This window comes from Acinetobacter sp. WA-87 (genome assembly GCF_039938935.1).
Lineage (GTDB): Bacteria > Pseudomonadota > Gammaproteobacteria > Pseudomonadales > Moraxellaceae > Acinetobacter > Acinetobacter seifertii.
Window position 1 is genome coordinate 1302031 of record NZ_JBDUVF010000001.1, and the last position, 17508, is coordinate 1319538.

At 38.1% G+C, this 17508-nt stretch carries 18 protein-coding genes; 7 read left to right on the forward strand and 11 right to left on the reverse strand.

Going from position 1 to position 17508, the window contains the following annotated elements; translation table 11 throughout:
• Positions 1-53 precede the first annotated feature (53 nt).
• Positions 54-572, reverse strand: coding sequence for a hypothetical protein (locus tag ABFY81_RS06120; protein ID WP_347913330.1), 519 nt, complete (start codon positions 570-572; stop codon positions 54-56).
• A gap of 236 nt (positions 573-808) precedes the next feature.
• Here ABFY81_RS06120 and mrdA point away from each other — a divergent pair, with 236 nt between their 5' ends.
• Together mrdA and rsmD are read left to right on the forward strand one after the other, a co-directional pair.
• A complete protein-coding gene (mrdA, locus tag ABFY81_RS06125; RefSeq protein WP_077163550.1) occupies positions 809-2824 on the forward strand; it encodes a penicillin-binding protein 2 in 2016 nt (671 codons plus the stop codon).
• Positions 2824-3369, forward strand: coding sequence for a 16S rRNA (guanine(966)-N(2))-methyltransferase RsmD (gene rsmD, locus ABFY81_RS06130; protein WP_019456864.1), 546 nt, complete (start codon positions 2824-2826; stop codon positions 3367-3369). The genes mrdA and rsmD overlap by 1 nt, the downstream gene beginning before the upstream one ends.
• 72 nt (positions 3370-3441) lie before the next feature.
• Here the strand turns inward: rsmD and ABFY81_RS06135 are convergent, their stop codons facing one another.
• From ABFY81_RS06135 to ABFY81_RS06175, 9 genes are all read right to left on the reverse strand, one after another.
• On the reverse strand, positions 3442-3897 hold the full coding sequence (locus ABFY81_RS06135) for a hypothetical protein (RefSeq protein WP_151761407.1): 456 nt from the start codon (positions 3895-3897) through the stop codon (positions 3442-3444).
• Positions 3898-3954: 57 nt separating this feature from the next.
• Positions 3955-4524, reverse strand: a complete 570-nt coding sequence (locus ABFY81_RS06140) for a HupE/UreJ family protein (protein WP_347913331.1) — start codon at positions 4522-4524, stop codon at positions 3955-3957.
• Between the two features lie 9 nt (positions 4525-4533).
• On the reverse strand, positions 4534-5148 hold the full coding sequence (gene ureG, locus ABFY81_RS06145; protein WP_039248672.1) for an urease accessory protein UreG: 615 nt from the start codon (positions 5146-5148) through the stop codon (positions 4534-4536).
• A 24-nt stretch (positions 5149-5172) separates the two neighbouring features.
• Positions 5173-5838, reverse strand: coding sequence for an urease accessory UreF family protein (locus ABFY81_RS06150; protein WP_347913332.1), 666 nt, complete (start codon positions 5836-5838; stop codon positions 5173-5175).
• Positions 5825-6307 (reverse strand): urease accessory protein UreE, encoded by a 483-nt coding sequence (ureE, locus tag ABFY81_RS06155; protein WP_004703074.1) that lies wholly within the window; start codon positions 6305-6307, stop codon positions 5825-5827. Before ureE ends, ABFY81_RS06150 begins: the two co-directional genes overlap by 14 nt.
• A gap of 70 nt (positions 6308-6377) precedes the next feature.
• Positions 6378-8078 (reverse strand): urease subunit alpha, encoded by a 1701-nt coding sequence (ureC, locus tag ABFY81_RS06160; protein ID WP_049066263.1) that lies wholly within the window; start codon positions 8076-8078, stop codon positions 6378-6380.
• Positions 8079-8115: 37 nt separating this feature from the next.
• Positions 8116-8424, reverse strand: coding sequence for an urease subunit beta (locus tag ABFY81_RS06165; RefSeq protein WP_347913333.1), 309 nt, complete (start codon positions 8422-8424; stop codon positions 8116-8118).
• 11 nt (positions 8425-8435) lie between these two features.
• Positions 8436-8738 carry an urease subunit gamma gene (ureA, locus tag ABFY81_RS06170; protein ID WP_002054385.1) on the reverse strand — a complete coding sequence of 101 codons (303 nt, stop codon included), beginning with the start codon at positions 8736-8738 and terminating at the stop codon, positions 8436-8438.
• Positions 8739-8838: 100 nt separating this feature from the next.
• Entirely contained in the window at positions 8839-9714 is an 876-nt protein-coding gene (locus tag ABFY81_RS06175; protein WP_213074389.1) for an urease accessory protein UreD, read from the reverse strand.
• Between the two features lie 196 nt (positions 9715-9910).
• Here ABFY81_RS06175 and ABFY81_RS06180 point away from each other — a divergent pair, with 196 nt between their 5' ends.
• Positions 9911-10234: a hypothetical protein gene (locus ABFY81_RS06180; protein WP_004703079.1), complete on the forward strand. Its 324-nt coding sequence runs from the start codon at positions 9911-9913 to the stop codon at positions 10232-10234.
• 201 nt (positions 10235-10435) lie between these two features.
• On the forward strand, positions 10436-10915 hold the full coding sequence (locus ABFY81_RS06185; protein ID WP_347016354.1) for a copper resistance protein NlpE: 480 nt from the start codon (positions 10436-10438) through the stop codon (positions 10913-10915).
• Positions 10916-10972: 57 nt separating this feature from the next.
• On the opposite strand, the gene ABFY81_RS06190 is transcribed toward ABFY81_RS06185, so the two are convergent.
• Complete coding sequence (locus tag ABFY81_RS06190; protein WP_004703081.1) at positions 10973-12577, reverse strand: isocitrate lyase; 1605 nt, start codon at positions 12575-12577, stop codon at positions 10973-10975.
• Between the two features lie 588 nt (positions 12578-13165).
• On the opposite strand from ABFY81_RS06190, the gene ABFY81_RS06195 reads away from it, so the two are divergent.
• The 3 genes from ABFY81_RS06195 to ABFY81_RS06205 all read left to right on the forward strand — a co-directional run bounded on the left by ABFY81_RS06195 (position 13166) and on the right by ABFY81_RS06205 (position 17492).
• Complete coding sequence (locus tag ABFY81_RS06195) at positions 13166-14155, forward strand: LysR family transcriptional regulator (RefSeq protein WP_004703082.1); 990 nt, start codon at positions 13166-13168, stop codon at positions 14153-14155.
• Between the two features lie 123 nt (positions 14156-14278).
• Positions 14279-15604: a hemolysin family protein gene (locus ABFY81_RS06200; protein ID WP_019456855.1), complete on the forward strand. Its 1326-nt coding sequence runs from the start codon at positions 14279-14281 to the stop codon at positions 15602-15604.
• Between the two features lie 550 nt (positions 15605-16154).
• Complete coding sequence (locus ABFY81_RS06205) at positions 16155-17492, forward strand: CitMHS family transporter (RefSeq protein ID WP_004703084.1); 1338 nt, start codon at positions 16155-16157, stop codon at positions 17490-17492.
• Positions 17493-17508 lie beyond the last annotated feature (16 nt).

A 17508-nucleotide genomic window follows, 5' to 3' on the forward strand; every position in this document is an offset into this window, starting at 1 on the left:
CTCGTATTTATTTGTGCTCTGCTTATGGCGAGTTAACGATAAACTGCTTTGTTTTATAAACCAAAACTTAGAGAATAAGAAAATTGAATTTGTGGTTTAGTCTTCGCAGCAACTGCTCCGTTCTTGTCAGTCAGTTTTTCAGCTGCACCAATACCGACACTAAAAGTACTAATTCTTTCTGAATTCAACAATACATATGCCAAATCGACACCAGCACCTAAACGAGATTTATACTCTCCATCTACCGGCTTACTATCAAGGTGTCCAGCATAAAAGCCAATATAGTAGCCATTTTTATCTGTTCCAGTCAGATAGTAAGGATAGCGAAATCCAACCTGCCCACCAGCAGTTTTATCACCATTTAAAAATGCGCCAACCTTGGCATAGGCAATACCATAAGGATTTACCCACTCACCATTAAGATGTAACAATTTTTGAGTAAAACCTGCACCTACATTCCAAGTAGATGCTTTGTGATCTGCTAATTTTGCTTCTGGAAGAAATGAATAATCTTGAGCATTTGCCCAACTGCTTACTGTCAAAACTGCAAGTAAGGGATAAATTTTTCTCATTATTTTCTCCATTTTCCCTAATCGTATAGTGAGAACAACCCTATTCTATTGAATGAAAGACTTTAACAGAATTATTTTGCTTCTTATATACAAGACTCTACAATTTTGTTGTCTACAAAGTCAAAAAAGCCAATTTTCCTCTTCACTGAAACTTTGAAAATTATGCAATATTTTAACTGCGCTTGCGTTAGAATAAGCAGCTATTTTTCTCACCCTATGTCATTAAGTCGATCCGTATGAAACAGCACTTTCCTTTAAAAGATATCCAGCAAGAAAAGCGCATTTATCGAGGTCGTATATTTTTTGCCGTAGGTCTTGTGATTATCTGTCTATTGGTACTAGCCAGCCGATACGCTTATCTGCAAATTTTTCATTACGATGAGTTCTCAACTGCATCGGATAAAAACCGTATTCGTTTACAACCGCTCCCCCCTGCTCGTGGTTATATTTATGACCGTAATGGGGTTTTACTAGCAGATAACTATCCGGTCTTTACCGCAACATTAAGTAAGGCAGATGTTGAAGATCCGGATGCAGTTATTGAACAATTACAGCCTATTTTAGAACTTACTCAAGAAGATGTAGACCGCTTTAAAAGTCGTATTAAAACGGCACGAAAAACTGAACGCGTTGCAATTAAGCTAAACTTGACCGAGACAAACATTGCCAAGTTTAGTGAAGTTAAATACAAATTCCCTGGGGTTAGAATTGAAACCCAAATGACGCGCTATTATCCGCATGGTGAATTGTTTGCTCATGTGATTGGATATGTTGGCCGTATTAACGATAAAGAATTAAAAAGTATTGATAAAGACTTATACGCTGGAACAAACCTGATTGGTAAAATTGGCGTAGAGAAAAGCTATGAAGATTTACTTCATGGAACACCTGGTTATGAATCAGTAGAAGCCGATGCTCATAGTAATGTATTGCGTCATTTAGGACGTAAAGATCCAACTCGTGGTAATGACCTCTATTTATCATTAGATTATGGTTTACAAGTCGTAGCATCACAGCAACTTGCTGGTCGTCGTGGTGCAATTGTTGCGATAGACCCACGTACTGGTGAAATTCTTGCGTTGGTTTCAAGCCCAAGCTTTAACCCAAACCTATTTGTGACGGGTATTAATCATAAAGATTATAGCTCTCTACGTGACAACATCGACCAACCTCTTTATAACCGTGCTGTTCAAGGCGCATACCCTCCTGGTTCGACTATTAAACCAATGGAAGCAATGGGCGGTTTACATTATGGTATTGTCGACTGGTCTACTGCTATTTCTGACCCAGGTTATTTCCATTTACCTGGTGACTCTCACAAATTCCGTGACTGGAAAAAAACTGGTCATGGCATCGTGAACATGCACAAAGCCATTATCATGTCTTGCGATACCTATTTTTATATTTTGGCAAATCAAATGGGCATCGACCAGATGAACCAATGGATGCGCCAATTTGGCTTTGGTCAAAAAACAGGTGTCGACTTACCAAGTGAAAGTGAAGGTTTATACCCAAGTCCAGAATGGAAAATGCGTACGCGCAAAACTAAATGGATGAAAGGTGAAACAATTTCAGTCAGTATTGGTCAAGGTGCATTTACTGCAACTCCATTACAACTTGCAATGGCAACTGCTATTACAGCGAATCACGGCTCTCATGTAGTTCCACATGTTTTACGTGCATCACATGGTGCAAAACCTTTTACAGTCCGTAATGCGCCTGATGGAAAAATTAATTTCAACGGTACAGACGAAGACTGGGTAAAAATGCGAGAAGCCATGATTGATGTAATTCAATCAGGTACTGGACGAGGTATCCGTACATCGCTTTATCAAATTGCCGGAAAAACAGGTACAGCACAGGTTAAAAGTATTGCACAGGGTAAACGTTATAACGAAGCTGCGCTTAGTGAACGCCAACTTGACCATGGTTTATTCGTTGGGTTTGCACCTGCTGACAAACCTGAAATTGCTATTGCGGTCATTTGGGAAAATGGTCGTCATGGTGGTTCCGCAGCTCAACTTGCTAAGCCGATATTTGATTACTGGTTATTAACCCGCAATAAAAATCCGATTCGTCCAGCCAACCATCAAGTTAATGGTGGCCTTATGACGGCAGGAATTAAACCAGGTGAGCTTCCAAGTGGCGGCGAAACTGCTAGCTCTACGCCAGCACCTGCTACAACTACCGCAGCAGCATCTGCTCCACAAGCTACTCCTGCTCGCCCTGCTACAAATGAGATCGATGAATAATGAAAAATCAATTACGCATTATTGGGGGCGAATGGAAAAGACGAGTTTTACCATTCGCAAGTATTGAAGGTTTAAGACCCACCCCAGATCGTGTTCGTGAAACGTTATTTAATTGGCTCATGTGGGACATTCAAAATGCTCAGGTTCTCGATATCTGTACAGGTTCTGGTGCATTAGGCTTTGAAGCGCTTTCACGCGGTGCCGCATCTGTTTATATGATTGAACCTGATAAGACTCAAGCACGATTTTTAAAAGAGAATATCCAGCTTTTAAAAGCGCAGAATTGTCATTTATTCAATGCAACTGCTCAGCAAGCATTACCGCGCTTAAAAGAACAATTTGATGTCGTTTTTTTAGATCCGCCTTATAGTCTCGATCTATGGCAAGAGCTCGCTCAATTGGCAGATTCACATATCAAAAATAATGGATACATTTATGTTGAAGCTGACCGAGATTTATCTCAGCTTCACCTTCCTGCATCATGGCAACAAGTGAAAACCACTAAAGCAGGTACTGTCCACGCGGGGCTTTACCAGAAAATTTAAACATGTAGGATTTTATAAAGAATTAATTTACCTGATCTATTTATTTGAATTAGATTATTTTAATTTTTTATTTCAGAATAAATAGATCGTAAAAAATCGAATGAGTTGACCTCGATCATAAGGAAAACTCGAAATATATTCATAACCAATTTTCAGTCTTGGATTAACACTATAATTAACTCCATACCCAACTGAAATGGATAAATCTTGAATATTAAAATGATTCGTTAAACCATTGCTGTTTTTGTTCTGAAGTTGCCCGGTATCATAGGCCGTATAATTATAAATTACCCAACGCTCATTTGAATAAAACTCGTTTTTGAGCACATTATAGTTATTAACTTCATCATCATGCTCAATGGCTAACCGCCTTTGTTCCAAGTTTAAATCTGATTGATCTAACAACTGCTCTGTATCTAGTAAAGTAGAATCACTTTCTGGTTGAAAAAAATCATAGGCCTGAACATATCCACTGTAAAAGATAATCAGCGCTGTAAAAATAGGATAAATATTTTTATGCACACACATTTTATTTTGCAAATCCAAAAAGGTAGCTTAAAGCTACCTTTTTTTGCAAGGGTTTAATTAACTTAAACCAATGACTGCAACAATTGCTGCGCAAGTACCCATAATTTTTTTGCCATAAGGTACATATCGCGTAAACAATGCACCTAGTGCTAAGCCACAGCAATAGATAAGTGCCATACCAGTAACCATACCAGCTACTAATGCAACAATATGTCCCGCATGTGCGAGTTCAACACCATGCGCTATACCATGAAAGCTTGCAAGTAATGCAGCAGCAATAGGCAAAATCCGATTTGATTTTGTCCATAGTGCAATCGCTGTAACAATCAAAGAAGCAATAATGCCGTATTCAGCAATACTGGCTGGTACTAAACCTTCAGAACCTACTAAAAAACCTACAATCAAAGTAATGCTTAGTGTAATGACACCAGTAATTTTCCATTGTTTAGCGGCTGACCATAACAAGATACCAAAACCTAAAGCCATGACTAAATGATCAAGCCCAGTAAAAGGGTGAATAAAACCTGCCATAAACCCTGAATGTGCATGATCATGTCCCGGATGTGCCATGGCTAATGCCGGTAACATGCTAAGGAGCCCAATGCCCCATTTCTTAATGAAGTTCATAGTTACTCCTTAAGCCTTAAACAGCCCTTGTTTCTCAATAAATTGAATAATTTGTTCAAGACCATCTTGTGTTTTCATGTTTGAAAATAAGAATGGCTTTTCCCCGCGCATGCGTTTCGCATCTTGGTCCATGACATCAAGGTTTGCACCAACCATTGGCGCAAGGTCAGTTTTATTAATAATCAGTAAATCTGACTTGGTAATACCCGGCCCGCCTTTACGAGGGATTTTTTCACCACCTGCTACATCAATCACATATAAAGTTAAATCAGAGAGCTCTGGGCTAAATGTAGCGGCTAAATTATCACCACCACTTTCAATAATAATAAGCTCTAAGCCATCAAATTTTTCGCATAGATCATCAATCGCAGCCAAGTTAATTGAGGCATCTTCACGAATTGCTGTGTGTGGGCAACCACCTGTTTCCACACCCACAATACGATCTGGCGACATCGCTTCATTACGGGTTAAAAAGTTTGAGTCTTCTTTAGTATAAATATCGTTTGTCACTACAGCCATATTGTATTTATCACGCAAGGCACGGCATAAGTTAAGCGTAAGTGCTGTTTTACCCGAACCTACTGGTCCACCAATTCCAACTCTTAACGGGCTACGTTCTGTCATGATTTTTATCCTTCTTTCCTAAACTTAAGATCTGAATAACCGTGAATATTGTGTTTCGTGTTTCATGCTCAGCATGGCATAACGAGGTAAAGCGCTGCTTAATTGTTCATCATTAAGTTTCAAAGCTTTCTGTACTGCCTCTGGTACTAAACCATGCAAGTGCCATAAAATTCTTTGCCCAGCCATTTGTCCCAATGGAACCGTTTTTACTGCTGCCAAAACCTGATTTTCTAAAACGGTAAAGGTATATGCCGTAAGCACATCCTCTTCTTTAAGCTTTAAACGACCGCAAAGCTGTGCATAGACAGGCACAAAACCAAACTGCTTTTTAACCTCAACCGTTTTTTTTAAAACATCTTTAATCCATGCATTTAAAGAAAATGCCAACTGCTGTGATTCAGCCAAAAGCTCTTTACTTTCTCGACTCGCCTTATATAAATTTGCCCAAGTCAGGAACTCGTCTGGTTCATCATAATGTTGCATAAGACGTTTGAGTACCGGTAGCTCAAACCTCACTAACAGCATTTCAAGAACTTCTTCAAAGTAAGCAATTGCCGAACTTTCATCGTGTATTAAGCCAATATCGATGGCTGTTTCCACGCCTTGCGAATAACAATACGCTCCAACTGGCAGTGCCGTTGAAGACAGTGTCAGCAATTGCAGTAATTGCGCAGCATTATGAATGGACATGGTGTAAAGCTTTGATTGGGCTTAAGCGATGGTCATGACTATGCTGAGCATAGGCACCGCTTTCAGGTTCAAAAGGATGATCCGTTTCTGTCACTGTAAGCCCCAATCCTTCTACCATTTCTGCAAGCACATGATCAGGCTCAAAATACAAAGCTGTAGGTGTGAGCATTAATGGTACATGTCTATTACCTAAGTGATAGGCAGCTTTAAGTAAATCAAAATCGGTTTTAGCACTAACTTGCATTAAACGTTCAGGTTTTGCGTCAACACGTAATACATCACCCTCTTGGGTTGCAATATACGAACCACTACGCAAAATTCCAGTACGCGGCAAATCAGCTCCAATATCTACGCCACTTGCCAAGGCCGCTCGAAAACGTGATTTTTGACGGGTATCAAAAGTTAGTTCAACCGTTTCAAATGCCTGATCAGGAGAAATATCTTCAAGACGTTGGGTATAGATTTTCATTTAATTTTTCTCTCCTTTATTCAGTTCATATATATAAGTTCATAAAACAAAATCATCTCAATAAAACTTATCAAAACAAGAAATAACGCTGAGCCATTGGTAATACGTCAGCAGGTTCACAAGTTAATAGTTCACCATCTGCTCTTACTTCATAAGTTTCCGGATGTACATGCATAACTGGACAATATGTATTATGTTTCATATCCGCTTTAGTAATTTCACGTGTATTTTTACAGGGGCTAATTAGCTTTTTAAGATCTAACTTTTCAGCAACTTTTTCATCAATGGCTGCTTGAGATAAAAAGGTAATACAAGTGTTATGCACACCACGCGGATAGGCACCAAACATTGGACGATAATGAACTGGTTGAGGTGTCGGAATGGAGGCATTAATGTCACCCATCGGCGCCGCCGCGATCATGCCGCCTTTAATAATCATGGAAGGCTTCACACCAAAAAAGGCCGGCTTCCATAACACCAGATCAGCAAGTTTTCCGACCTCAATCGAACCAATTTCATGACTTAAACCATGGGTAATGGCTGGGTTAATTGTATATTTAGCAATGTAACGTTTAACGCGATTGTTATCATGAAACTCGTTGTCACCCTCTAGAGGGCCACGTTGAATTTTCATTTTGTGTGCAGTTTGCCAAGTTCGTAAAATCACCTCACCCACGCGCCCCATCGCCTGAGAGTCAGAAGACATCATGGCAATTGCACCTAGGTCTTGCAGAATATCTTCGGCAGCAATGGTTTCACGGCGAATACGACTTTCTGCAAAAGCAATATCTTCAGCAATTGCAGGGTCTAAATGGTGACATACCATGAGCATATCTAAATGCTCATCAATAGTATTAATGGTATAAGGTCGCGTTGGATTCGTTGAAGATGGCAACACGTTACTTTGTCCAATTGCTTTTAAAATATCTGGAGCATGTCCACCACCCGCACCTTCTGTATGGTACGTATGAATGGTACGGTCTTTAAATGCGGCCAGTGTTTCTTCTAAAAAGCCACCCTCATTTAATGTATCCGTATGAATAGCGACCTGAACATCAAATTCATCTGCCACACTCAAACAGTTATCAATCGCTGCTGGTGTTGAACCCCAGTCTTCATGCAGTTTTAGCCCAATTACTCCAGCCTTAATTTGCTCACGAATTGGGTCTGGTAAACTCAGATTACCTTTACCTAACAGACCAATATTCATAGGTAAATCATCAATCGCCTGCAACATGGTCGCAATATGCCAAGGACCTGGAGTCACTGTGGTTGCCGAAGTTCCTGCTGCTGGTCCTGTACCGCCGCCCACCATTGTTGTTGTACCAGACATAAGCGCGGTTTCAACTTGCTGAGGACAAATCCAGTGAATGTGGGTATCAATACCACCTGCTGTTAAAATTTGCCCCTCACCCGCAATCACTTCTGTTGCTGCACCTAGAGGAATGGTAATGTCAGGTTGAATATCGGGGTTGCCAGCTTTTCCAATTTTCCAGATTCGGCCATTTTTTAAGCCAACATCAGCTTTTACAATTCCCCACCAATCCACAATTAAAGCATTGGTAATGACCGTGTCAGCAACTTCATCGGCTAAAAGTTGAGATTGCCCCATCCCGTCACGAATGACTTTTCCACCACCGAACTTAACTTCTTCACCATAGGTCGTTAAATCTTGTTCAACCTCAATAAAAAGCTCTGTATCAGCTAGTCGAATACGATCACCGACCGTTGGACCAAACATTTCAGCATATGCACGACGTGACATTTTCATAATTTTTTACTCATATCTTTCATTATGGTTGTTATGTTTAATCCAACTTACCCATGACTCGGCCTGCAAAACCATATACTTCTCGCTTACCAGCTAAAGCGACAAGTTCCACTTCTCGGCTTTGGCCCGGTTCAAAACGGATTGCAGTACCCGCTGCAATATTTAAGCGAAAACCCTTTGCAGCTTCACGGTCGAACTGTAGTGCATCATTGGCTTCATAAAAATGAAAATGCGAACCTACCTGAATAGGTCGATCACCAACATTAGCCACCATAACTTTTAAAGTTTCACGCCCAACATTTAGCTCAATGTCAGTCTTTGGAGTAATGATTTCGCCGGGGATCATAACTGCTCCTTTTATACGATTGGCTGATGAACAGTGACTAATTTCGAACCATCTGGAAAAGTTGCTTCGACCTGAACCTCAGCAATCATTTCCGCTACACCATCCATAACATCTTCACGCTTTAACAAAGTCGTTCCAAAGTGCATGAGTTCACTCACTGTCATTCCATCTCGTGCACCTTCGAGTAAGGCTGCTGAAATAAAGGCAACTGCTTCCGGATAATTCAGCTTTAAACCTCGTGCTTTACGACGCTCAGCCACTAAGCCTGCGGTAAAAATGAGTAACTTATCTTTCTCTGTTGGATTGAGTTCCATATCTCTTTCCTAATAGCATCTAGTTTTCTTTAAGCAAAATGCGTGCTCAAAAGCAGCATACTTGTTCTAATCGTTTTTAAAATACGCAATTTAACGTAAGTTAGGTTTTCCAAATTCTTGGAAATTCTTCATCTAAATCAAACCAATAACGTCTTAATCTTGCGCGTATGGCAGCAAATGCATCATGACAATGCCGTACATCATTCCCTAAAAAACGTGCACAGAGCACATCTTCCAATAAAGTCAAAGTAACCGGGGCATCCATACGCATGATTAACTCACGGACAAGTTCAACATGTTGTTCTAAATAAAATGGAGAGCGAAATTTTTCAGGCGGTACAGCCCAAAAACTTGCCATTACAGCCTGATTATTCATTCCTAAACATGAGCTTAACCAGCGATCTCCTCCCTCAAAATATAATGTATCGGCAACTAATAATTTATTTTCACGCCATAACTTAAACTGGTTGTGATAACTGCCCTGAACAAAATTTTCAGCTCGAGCTTGCCGTCCCAATACCAGCATATCCCAACCAATGAAACTTGCTGTTTGTTCAAGGTGAATATGTGTTTCTGAGTACGCTACAGCACCATCAAACAACATCGTTTCTTGAGGCATCCACTCTAGAATAGAGTCGTTTTTTACAGTCAAATAAATATGTTGAAAAGCCTGTTTACCATTCGTTCTATACCATTTTCCAGCCCCAGGCGTGGTAATAACGGCATGCGCCTGTTCAGCTGTTTCAATTTGAAAAGTAAGATGATCGCCTCCTGCAATGCCTGCTGGTGGATGAACAATAATAGCGTGGCAAACTCCAGTTTTTTCAGGCCAGAGCATTTTTTGCACCCGAACAGGGCCATAATGTTTTCTATGATTCATTATGGTGCGACTTTCTTTAAAACAAAAACCAAGTTCTAATTGCGCATACCAAAATGGTGCTAAAGAAGTGTGAGAAAATTGTTGAATCCGATTCATTTTGGCTCATTTTTATTAATGGCTTTATTTAATAAGCAAAATATGCACCATATACAAAAAGAGGTCATTACAAACTTGGAAACAATTTTTTTATTTTAATGAGTTAAAAAATCATCAATGTCTAACATAAAACCACAGTAAAGCATGGAATTATTTATACAATAGCGCCCATCCTCGCTCTTATAAATTTTTTTCCATGAAAATCTTTTTCGTGTTAGTACCTTTTGTATTTTTAACTGGGTGTATTTTTGGCCAATCTAGTGAGGTCAAACGCGCAGAAAAACTTCTAAATAATTTCCAATGTAAAAACGTAGAAACCAGGGAGATTTCAAATAGCTCAATTAATTCTTATTACCAACAAACTTTAGCAGTAAGTAAAGAAAAAGCGACCTCTTATGTAGAAAGCTATAAAGATGGTGAGGAATTATTTGCAATGCCTTTAGACGAAGTAGTAAAAAAACAATATGAACTCTATAAATCAGCGTGTGATTCTCTAGGTGGAGTTTCTGCTCATCCATAATTTTTTAGATGTATCCATTAACTCAGTTAGTGGATACTTTTTTTACTCGTTATAAATTTCAATAAAAATCGTTTAAATGAACAAAAAAATATACACTTTACCTTTTGTTAAATTTTGACTACATACAAACGCTTTTATTTTTTATGATCTTTTTCTAGGCTTTAAAGACTTTTTATTTTTATTTTTGAGGTTTTCTTCATCATGAAAAAATCATTATTAGCAATTGCACTTATGAGTACTCTTCTTGTCGCATGTAACAAACATGAAAATAAAACAGAGACAACTTCTGATGCTTCTGCCCCTGTACAAACAAGTGAAGCAAGTAGTGCTGTTGCTGTAGATACTGAGCACACAGCAGAAAATTCTTTAGATTGGAATGGTAAATATACAGGTACCCTTCCATGTGCAGACTGTGAAGGCATCAAAACAGAACTAAAATTAAAAGATGATAAAACTTACGAATTGACTGAAACTTACTTAGGCAAAGGTGATACAAAACCATTTGAAACACATGGTAAGTTTGCTTTCGATAAAGACAATACTTCTATCATTACCTTAGATAATAAAGCTGAAAATCGTAAATTCTTTATTGGCGAAAATACTGCAACTGCTTTAGATATGGAAGGTAAAAAAATTGAAGGTTCTTTGGCAGAGCACTATGTGTTGAAAAAACAAGATTAATAAATTTTCAATATAAAAAACCCGCTCATTTGAGCGGGTTTTTTATGGAATCAATTCTTAGTTAGCTGCGAATTGGTTCATTGTGTTTTTAGCATCGTCATGTGCTTTAAGAGCATTATCACCAGAGAAGATTTCTTTGTGATCATCACCGATGTCAGAACCCGCCATTGCTTGGTGTTTAACACAAGCGATACCACCACGGATTTCTTTACGTTGTACGCCAGCAACATAAGCCAACATACCTTCAGAACCGAAGTAACCTTGTGCAAGCTCATGAGTAGAAAGCGCAGCAGTGTGGTAAGTCGGAAGTGTGATCAAGTGATGGAACACACCTGCTTCACGAGAAGCATCTGCTTGGAATGTACGGATCTTGTCATCAGCATCAGCAGCTAATTCAGTATTGTCATATTCAGCACTCATTAATTTAGCGCGGTCATATGCAGAAACATCTTTACCTTCAGCAACCCAACGGTCGTAAGCTTGTTGACGGAAGTTTAAAGTCCAGTTAAATGATGGGCTGTTGTTATAAACAAGCTTAGCATTTGGAACAACTTCTTTAACACGGTTAACCATGTGTGCGATTTCTTCTACGTTTGGAGTCGCAGTTTCGATCCAAAGAAGGTCAGCACCATTTTGAAGGCTAGATACACAGTCAAGTACAACACGGTCAATTTGAGTGTCAGCACGGAACTGATATAAACCTGAAGGTAAACGTTTAGGACGGTGTAACTTACCATCACGCTTGATTAAGATTTCATCTTCTTGCGCATCAGCAATGTCAATTTCTTGAGTATCTAAGTAGCTGATGTATTGAGAAGCGATGTCACCTGGCTCTTTAACCACTGGGATTTTTTGAGTCAAGTCAGCGCCTTCAGAGTCAGTACGCGCAACAATGATACCTTCTTCAAGACCCATTTCTAAGAATGCATAACGTAATGCATGGATCTTAGCAATAAAGTCTTCGTGTGGAACAGTTACTTTACCAGCTTGGTGACCACATTGTTTAGCATCAGATACTTGGTTTTCGATTTGAAGCGCACAAGCACCAGCTTCGATCATTTTCTTAGCAAGTAAGTAAGTTGCTTCTTCGTTACCGAAACCAGCATCGATGTCAGCAATAATTGGCACAACGTGAGTTTCAAAGTTGTCGATTTGAGCTGTGATTTCAGCTGCTTTAGCAGTATCACCAGCTTCTTGTGCTTTTTTAAGGGCACGGAATAAATCGTTTAATTCTTTTGCATCAGCTTGACGTAAGAAAGTGTAGATTTCTTCGATCAAAGCAGGAACAGAAGTTTTTTCGTGCATAGATTGGTCAGGAAGTGGACCGAACTCTGAACGAAGAGCAGCAACCATCCAACCAGAAAGGTAGATATAACGTTTGCTTGTAGTACCGAAGTATTTTTTGTTCGCAATCATTTTTTGTTGTGCGATAAAACCATGCCAGCAACCTAATGATTGAGTGTATTTGCTTGAGTCAGCATCGTATTCAGCCATATCACGACGCATAATCGCAGCTGTATACTTAGCAATATCTAAACCAGTTTTGAAACGGTTTTGAAGTTGCATACGAGCAGCATCTTCTGGGCTAATGTCTGCCCAAGTGTTGCCAAATTTTGCTTTTAATTGACGTACTGCATCAATCGCTGTTTGATATGTAGTCATGATATTGTCCTGTATTCATTTTAGGATTTCATCGATTGAAGCCTAGAGTCACGTTACTTAAATTTCTTATGACACCAGCTGCTTCCTCATGAACACAGCTTAGACTTAGCCAATCAATTAATCCAATATCCTTCGTTAATCTTCAGTATTTATTTAAAAAATATACCAATAAATCGATATTATAAGTAAAACTAAAAAACATAACACTTTGTTTATAAAAACAAAATAATCCTAAAGGAGTATAGTATTTTGATCAAAAAACTCTCCAAGTTTTATTTTTATACAATTTTTGAGATTTTTCCATTCATTTTTAGTATCAAAAGTCAATTGTAAATTAGGCGATTTTTGCCAATGTAAAAAGTCAATTTTAATGATAGAACATGGTTAAATATAAAAGAAAAATTTTACGTCTATAAAGATAAAGTCAAAAACAGATCAAAGATAATAAAATCGAGCATTTGAGGTCCTTTTCAAGCATACTTAATTTCAACAAAAAATGTCGTTTTTCTCATCATTTTTTCACACAATGTTCTTTAAATATGGCATAATTTGAAACAATTTTAGGGTTTTATTTTCGGTATTTTTTTTATGAATCTGGAACGGGTAGATCTTAATCTATTAATATATCTTGATGTTCTTCTTCGTGAAAAAAATGTTACACGCGCAGCAGAACAGCTTGGCGTTACTCAACCAGCCATGAGTAATATTTTACGTCGCTTGCGTAATTTATTTAACGACCCTCTTCTAATCCGCTCATCGGAAGGAATGACACCGACAGAACGCGCACTCGAATTACAACCACGTATTCGCGATGCCCTTTCTGATCTTTCCATGATTTTGGAACCGCGTACCGAATTCCGCCCTTATACCAGCAATCGCGTTTTTCGCATTATGACTTCTGATTATGCAGAAGCAACTCTGGTTCCTCGTCTTGTAAAAGCTTTACGTTCTGAAGCTCCAAATGTAGTGCTCGACTTTCTTACCCCAAGTGATGTGTCATATAGAGACATGGAACAAGGTAAAGTTGATCTGGCAATTAATAGATTTAATGAAATACCGCAAAGTTTCCACCAAGTGTTAGTTTGGCGTGATAGTTTCAGCTGTATTTTGAATGACAAACACCCTGCTGTTACTCATTTAAATCTTAAAAGTTACCTAGATGCACAGCATATTTGGGTATCTAAAACAGGTATGGGTGTTGGTTTTGGCGTAAACCCAGATAAACAAGGTGGTTTAGGCTGGATTGATCAAGCATTAGAACGTATTGGTCAACGCCGTAAAATTTCAGTATTTACTCGCCACTACCAAATGCCAGCCTTGCTTGCTCAAAATGTTGACCTCATTGCAACGCTTCCAACTCGAATGGCGCGCCTACAAACTCAAAATCCAAAACTGGTTATAAAGGATCCTCCTTTTTATATTCCAGAATTTGAACTTAAAATGGCTTGGTGCCCACTATTACACCATCACCCTGCTCATCGCTGGTTACGCCAACTTATTCTATTCGTTGCTCGCCAAATGATCGAAGAAGAAAATCGTGAATTTCTTACCAACAATTCACAATTTTCTCACTATTAAATAAATTTTAATTTAATTGTCTCTTTCAAACATTATCTTTAAGCGCTGAGCAATCAATCTGATCACCTCAGCGCTTTTTTGTGTTAAAACATAGTCATAATAATGATGAACCTCGGGTGATTTGTGAGTCTCTTTCAAAATATCATTATCATCGTACTGCTCATCATCGCAGCAGGCTTTTTATCTTTAACTGAAATTGCACTGGCTGGTGCCAGAAAAGTGAAGTTAAAAATTTTAGCTGAAGCTGGTGAGGAACGTGCTCAACAGGTACTTGATTTACAAGAACAATCTGCAGACTTTTTTGCAGCATCCCAAATTGGACTAAATGCTGTTGCAATTTTAGGCGGTATTTTAGGCGAAGCTGCTTTCCGTCCTTTTTTTGTGACTTTAGTTGACCGCTTCTATGTAGGTCCCTGGTCGCAAACAATTGGTTTTGCTCTATCTTTTACTTTAGTAACATCGCTATTTATTTTATTTGCCGATCTTATGCCAAAACGCTTGGCTATGATTGCCCCAGAAAAAATTGCAATTAGTGTTATCAATCCAATTCAAGTTTTTATTAAAGTTTGCAAACCTTTGGCTTGGGGAATTAATGCCATCGCGAACCTGTTATTCCGCTTATTTAAAGTAAATACAACTCGCGAAGACAATATTACTTTTGACGATATCTCAGCTGTTATGGATGCAGGTGCCCAAGCAGGTGTACTTCAAAAACAAGAACATCATTTTATTGAAAATGTTTTTGAACTAGAGGAACGCAACGTACCATCGAGTATGACAACGCGTGAAAATGTTGTTTATTTCACTTTAAACGAACATGAAGACAGTATTCGACAAAAATTAGCAGAATATCCTTATTCTAAATTTTTAGTGTGTAATGAAAATATTGATCAGGTTATTGGGTATGTAGATGCCAAAGATTTTCTTGTTCGTATTTTAAATAACCAATCACCCACTCAATTAAATGAATCTACTATTCGTAATGTTCTGATTATTCCTGACACATTAACGCTTTCTGAATTACTTGATCGCTTCCGATCAACAAAAGAAAAGTTCGCTGTTGTAATTAATGAATATGCGCTTGTAGTTGGTGTTATCACCTTAAGCGATATCATGATTACCGTAATGGGTGACTGGGTCACCCCAATTGAAGAAGAACAGCAAATCATTAAACGTGACAATAACTCTTGGTTAATTGATGGCAGCACACCAATTGATGACCTGAGACATGCTCTCGAAATTGACGAAATGCCCGATGAAGAGAATTATGAAACGCTAGCAGGTTTTATGATGTATCGTTTACGCAAAATTCCTCGTCCAGCCGATTTTGTCGAATTTGGTGGTTATAAATTTGAAGTTGTCGATGTGGATCATTTTAAAATCGATCAACTATTAGTTACTCGCGTATTAGAAAAATCTGAATTACATTCACCGCCTGACGAAAATTGATTTATTTTGGTGCAAAATATCCTGCCAAATGCAGGATATTTTTTTAATATGAATAAGTAATTATTAAATTCACGCTTTCATTTAATATTCTTCATTATTAAAAGTTTAATTAATTATGCTAATCATATTTATAAATATAAAGATTAACCTCTTAATTAAAATAAAAAAATTAAGTTCAATTGAAATGAAAATTTGCGAATAAAGCATTTACAACCCCATCAGCCTTAGGTAACGTAGGCATTACAAGCCTTGTAAATGGATCTTCTTCTCATCTCAACGCTCAAAGCAAGTATAATTCTTCAAAATATATGATAATTTTAAATATGATAAAACCTTTATATAAATATAAAAGCTACTATATATAATAAATAAACTAAGCCATTAATATATATGTTCAGTATTTCCTGAGAATATACCTTTTAATTGAATATATATTAACCAAATAAACTAAATATATTATTTGTTTTTTTAATAAAAATTCATAAGAATAATAAAAGTCAAAGTTTGGAATAAACTTGTTCAGTAAAACTAAAGGCAAAGGATTGATTGTATGCTGACATTACTTGGTGTTGGCATGATTTTGTGCTTCATGTACTTAATCATGTCCAAACGTTTAAGCCCTATTATTGCTTTAATTCTTATCCCATTTATTTTTTCTCTTATTGCTTGGGGCCTAGGTCACTACTTTGAAAGCTTAAGTCATATTGAGCTTAAAGGTCTCAGCGAGATGATGCTAGAAGGCATCAAAAAACTTGCACCTACTGGTGTAATGCTATTATTTGCAATTTTATATTTTGCCTTAATGATCGATGCAGGTCTTTTCGATCCCCCGGTTAAATGGATTTTGAAAAAGGTTAAAGGCGATCCTCTAAAAATTACATTAGGGACCGTTTTTTTAACGACGTTAGTTTCTCTTGATGGTGATGGCTCAACGACATATATGATTTGTGTCGCAGCGATGCTTCCTCTCTATCAGCGACTTGGTATGAATACACTGATCATGACAGCACTTATGTTGTTATGTAGTGGTGTAATGAACCTTACGCCATGGGGTGGACCTACTGCCCGCGCAGCGAGTGCACTTCAAGTCGACCCAAGCCATATTTTTGTACCAATGATTCTTCCAATGATTATTAGTATTGGCTGGTTATTCTTCTTGGCATATTTATATGGTCGCTATGAGCAAAAACGTTTAGGCGTGATTGAGCTTGAAAGCCATCATGGTGACAATATTACTGTTTCAAAAGATCCAGAAGCGACTCGTCCACATTTGCGTAAAGTAAATATGGTACTCACCATTATTCTTATGATTGCGTTGATCAAAGGTATTTTACCAATGTCAGTGTTATTCATGCTGGCGTTCTGTATTGCGATGCTTATCAACTATCCAGATGTTGATATGCAGAAGAAACGTATCGCTATGCATGCAGATAGTATCTTGGCTGTTGTAGGCTTAATTTTTGCGGCTGGTATTTTTACAGGTATTTTATCTGGCACAGGCATGGTTGAAGCGATGTCTAAAGAGTTTGTCGCAATGATTCCTGCAAGTATGGGTCCATATCTGGCACCAATTACAGCGTTGGTAAGCATGCCTTTGACGTTCTTTATGTCAAATGATGCATTCTTCTATGGTGTATTACCTATTCTTGCTGAAGCTGCTTCACATTATGGTATTAGTCCAGAAGCGATTGCTCGTGCATCAATTGTAGGTCAACCTGTACACTTATTATCACCACTTGTTCCATCAACTTACTTGTTATGTGGTCTTGCTAAAGTCGATTTTGCAGATCATCAAAAGTTCACTTTTAAGTGGGCATTTATTACTTGTATGGTGTTAATGGGTACAGCTTTGGTGATTGGTGTTTTCCCACTTTTTAGTGCGATCTAACTCTACTCTGCTATAA

Bases quoted from the DNA above. Each gene is read 5' to 3' on its own strand.
- ABFY81_RS06120 (WP_347913330.1), bottom strand. From the start codon at position 572: ATGAGAAAAATTTATCCCTTACTTGCAGTTTTGACAGTAAGCAGTTGG.
- mrdA (WP_077163550.1), top strand. From the start codon at position 809: ATGAAACAGCACTTTCCTTTAAAAGATATCCAGCAAGAAAAGCGCATT.
- rsmD (WP_019456864.1), top strand. From the start codon at position 2,824: ATGAAAAATCAATTACGCATTATTGGGGGCGAATGGAAAAGACGAGTT.
- ABFY81_RS06135 (WP_151761407.1), bottom strand. From the start codon at position 3,897: ATGTGTGTGCATAAAAATATTTATCCTATTTTTACAGCGCTGATTATC.
- ABFY81_RS06140 (WP_347913331.1), bottom strand. From the start codon at position 4,524: ATGAACTTCATTAAGAAATGGGGCATTGGGCTCCTTAGCATGTTACCG.
- ureG (WP_039248672.1), bottom strand. From the start codon at position 5,148: ATGACAGAACGTAGCCCGTTAAGAGTTGGAATTGGTGGACCAGTAGGT.
- ABFY81_RS06150 (WP_347913332.1), bottom strand. From the start codon at position 5,838: ATGTCCATTCATAATGCTGCGCAATTACTGCAATTGCTGACACTGTCT.
- ureE (WP_004703074.1), bottom strand. From the start codon at position 6,307: ATGAAAATCTATACCCAACGTCTTGAAGATATTTCTCCTGATCAGGCA.
- ureC (WP_049066263.1), bottom strand. From the start codon at position 8,078: ATGAAAATGTCACGTCGTGCATATGCTGAAATGTTTGGTCCAACGGTC.
- ABFY81_RS06165 (WP_347913333.1), bottom strand. From the start codon at position 8,424: ATGATCCCCGGCGAAATCATTACTCCAAAGACTGACATTGAGCTAAAT.
- ureA (WP_002054385.1), bottom strand. From the start codon at position 8,738: ATGGAACTCAATCCAACAGAGAAAGATAAGTTACTCATTTTTACCGCA.
- ABFY81_RS06175 (WP_213074389.1), bottom strand. From the start codon at position 9,714: ATGAATCGGATTCAACAATTTTCTCACACTTCTTTAGCACCATTTTGG.
- ABFY81_RS06180 (WP_004703079.1), top strand. From the start codon at position 9,911: ATGAAAATCTTTTTCGTGTTAGTACCTTTTGTATTTTTAACTGGGTGT.
- ABFY81_RS06185 (WP_347016354.1), top strand. From the start codon at position 10,436: ATGAAAAAATCATTATTAGCAATTGCACTTATGAGTACTCTTCTTGTC.
- ABFY81_RS06190 (WP_004703081.1), bottom strand. From the start codon at position 12,577: ATGACTACATATCAAACAGCGATTGATGCAGTACGTCAATTAAAAGCA.
- ABFY81_RS06195 (WP_004703082.1), top strand. From the start codon at position 13,166: ATGAATCTGGAACGGGTAGATCTTAATCTATTAATATATCTTGATGTT.
- ABFY81_RS06205 (WP_004703084.1), top strand. From the start codon at position 16,155: ATGCTGACATTACTTGGTGTTGGCATGATTTTGTGCTTCATGTACTTA.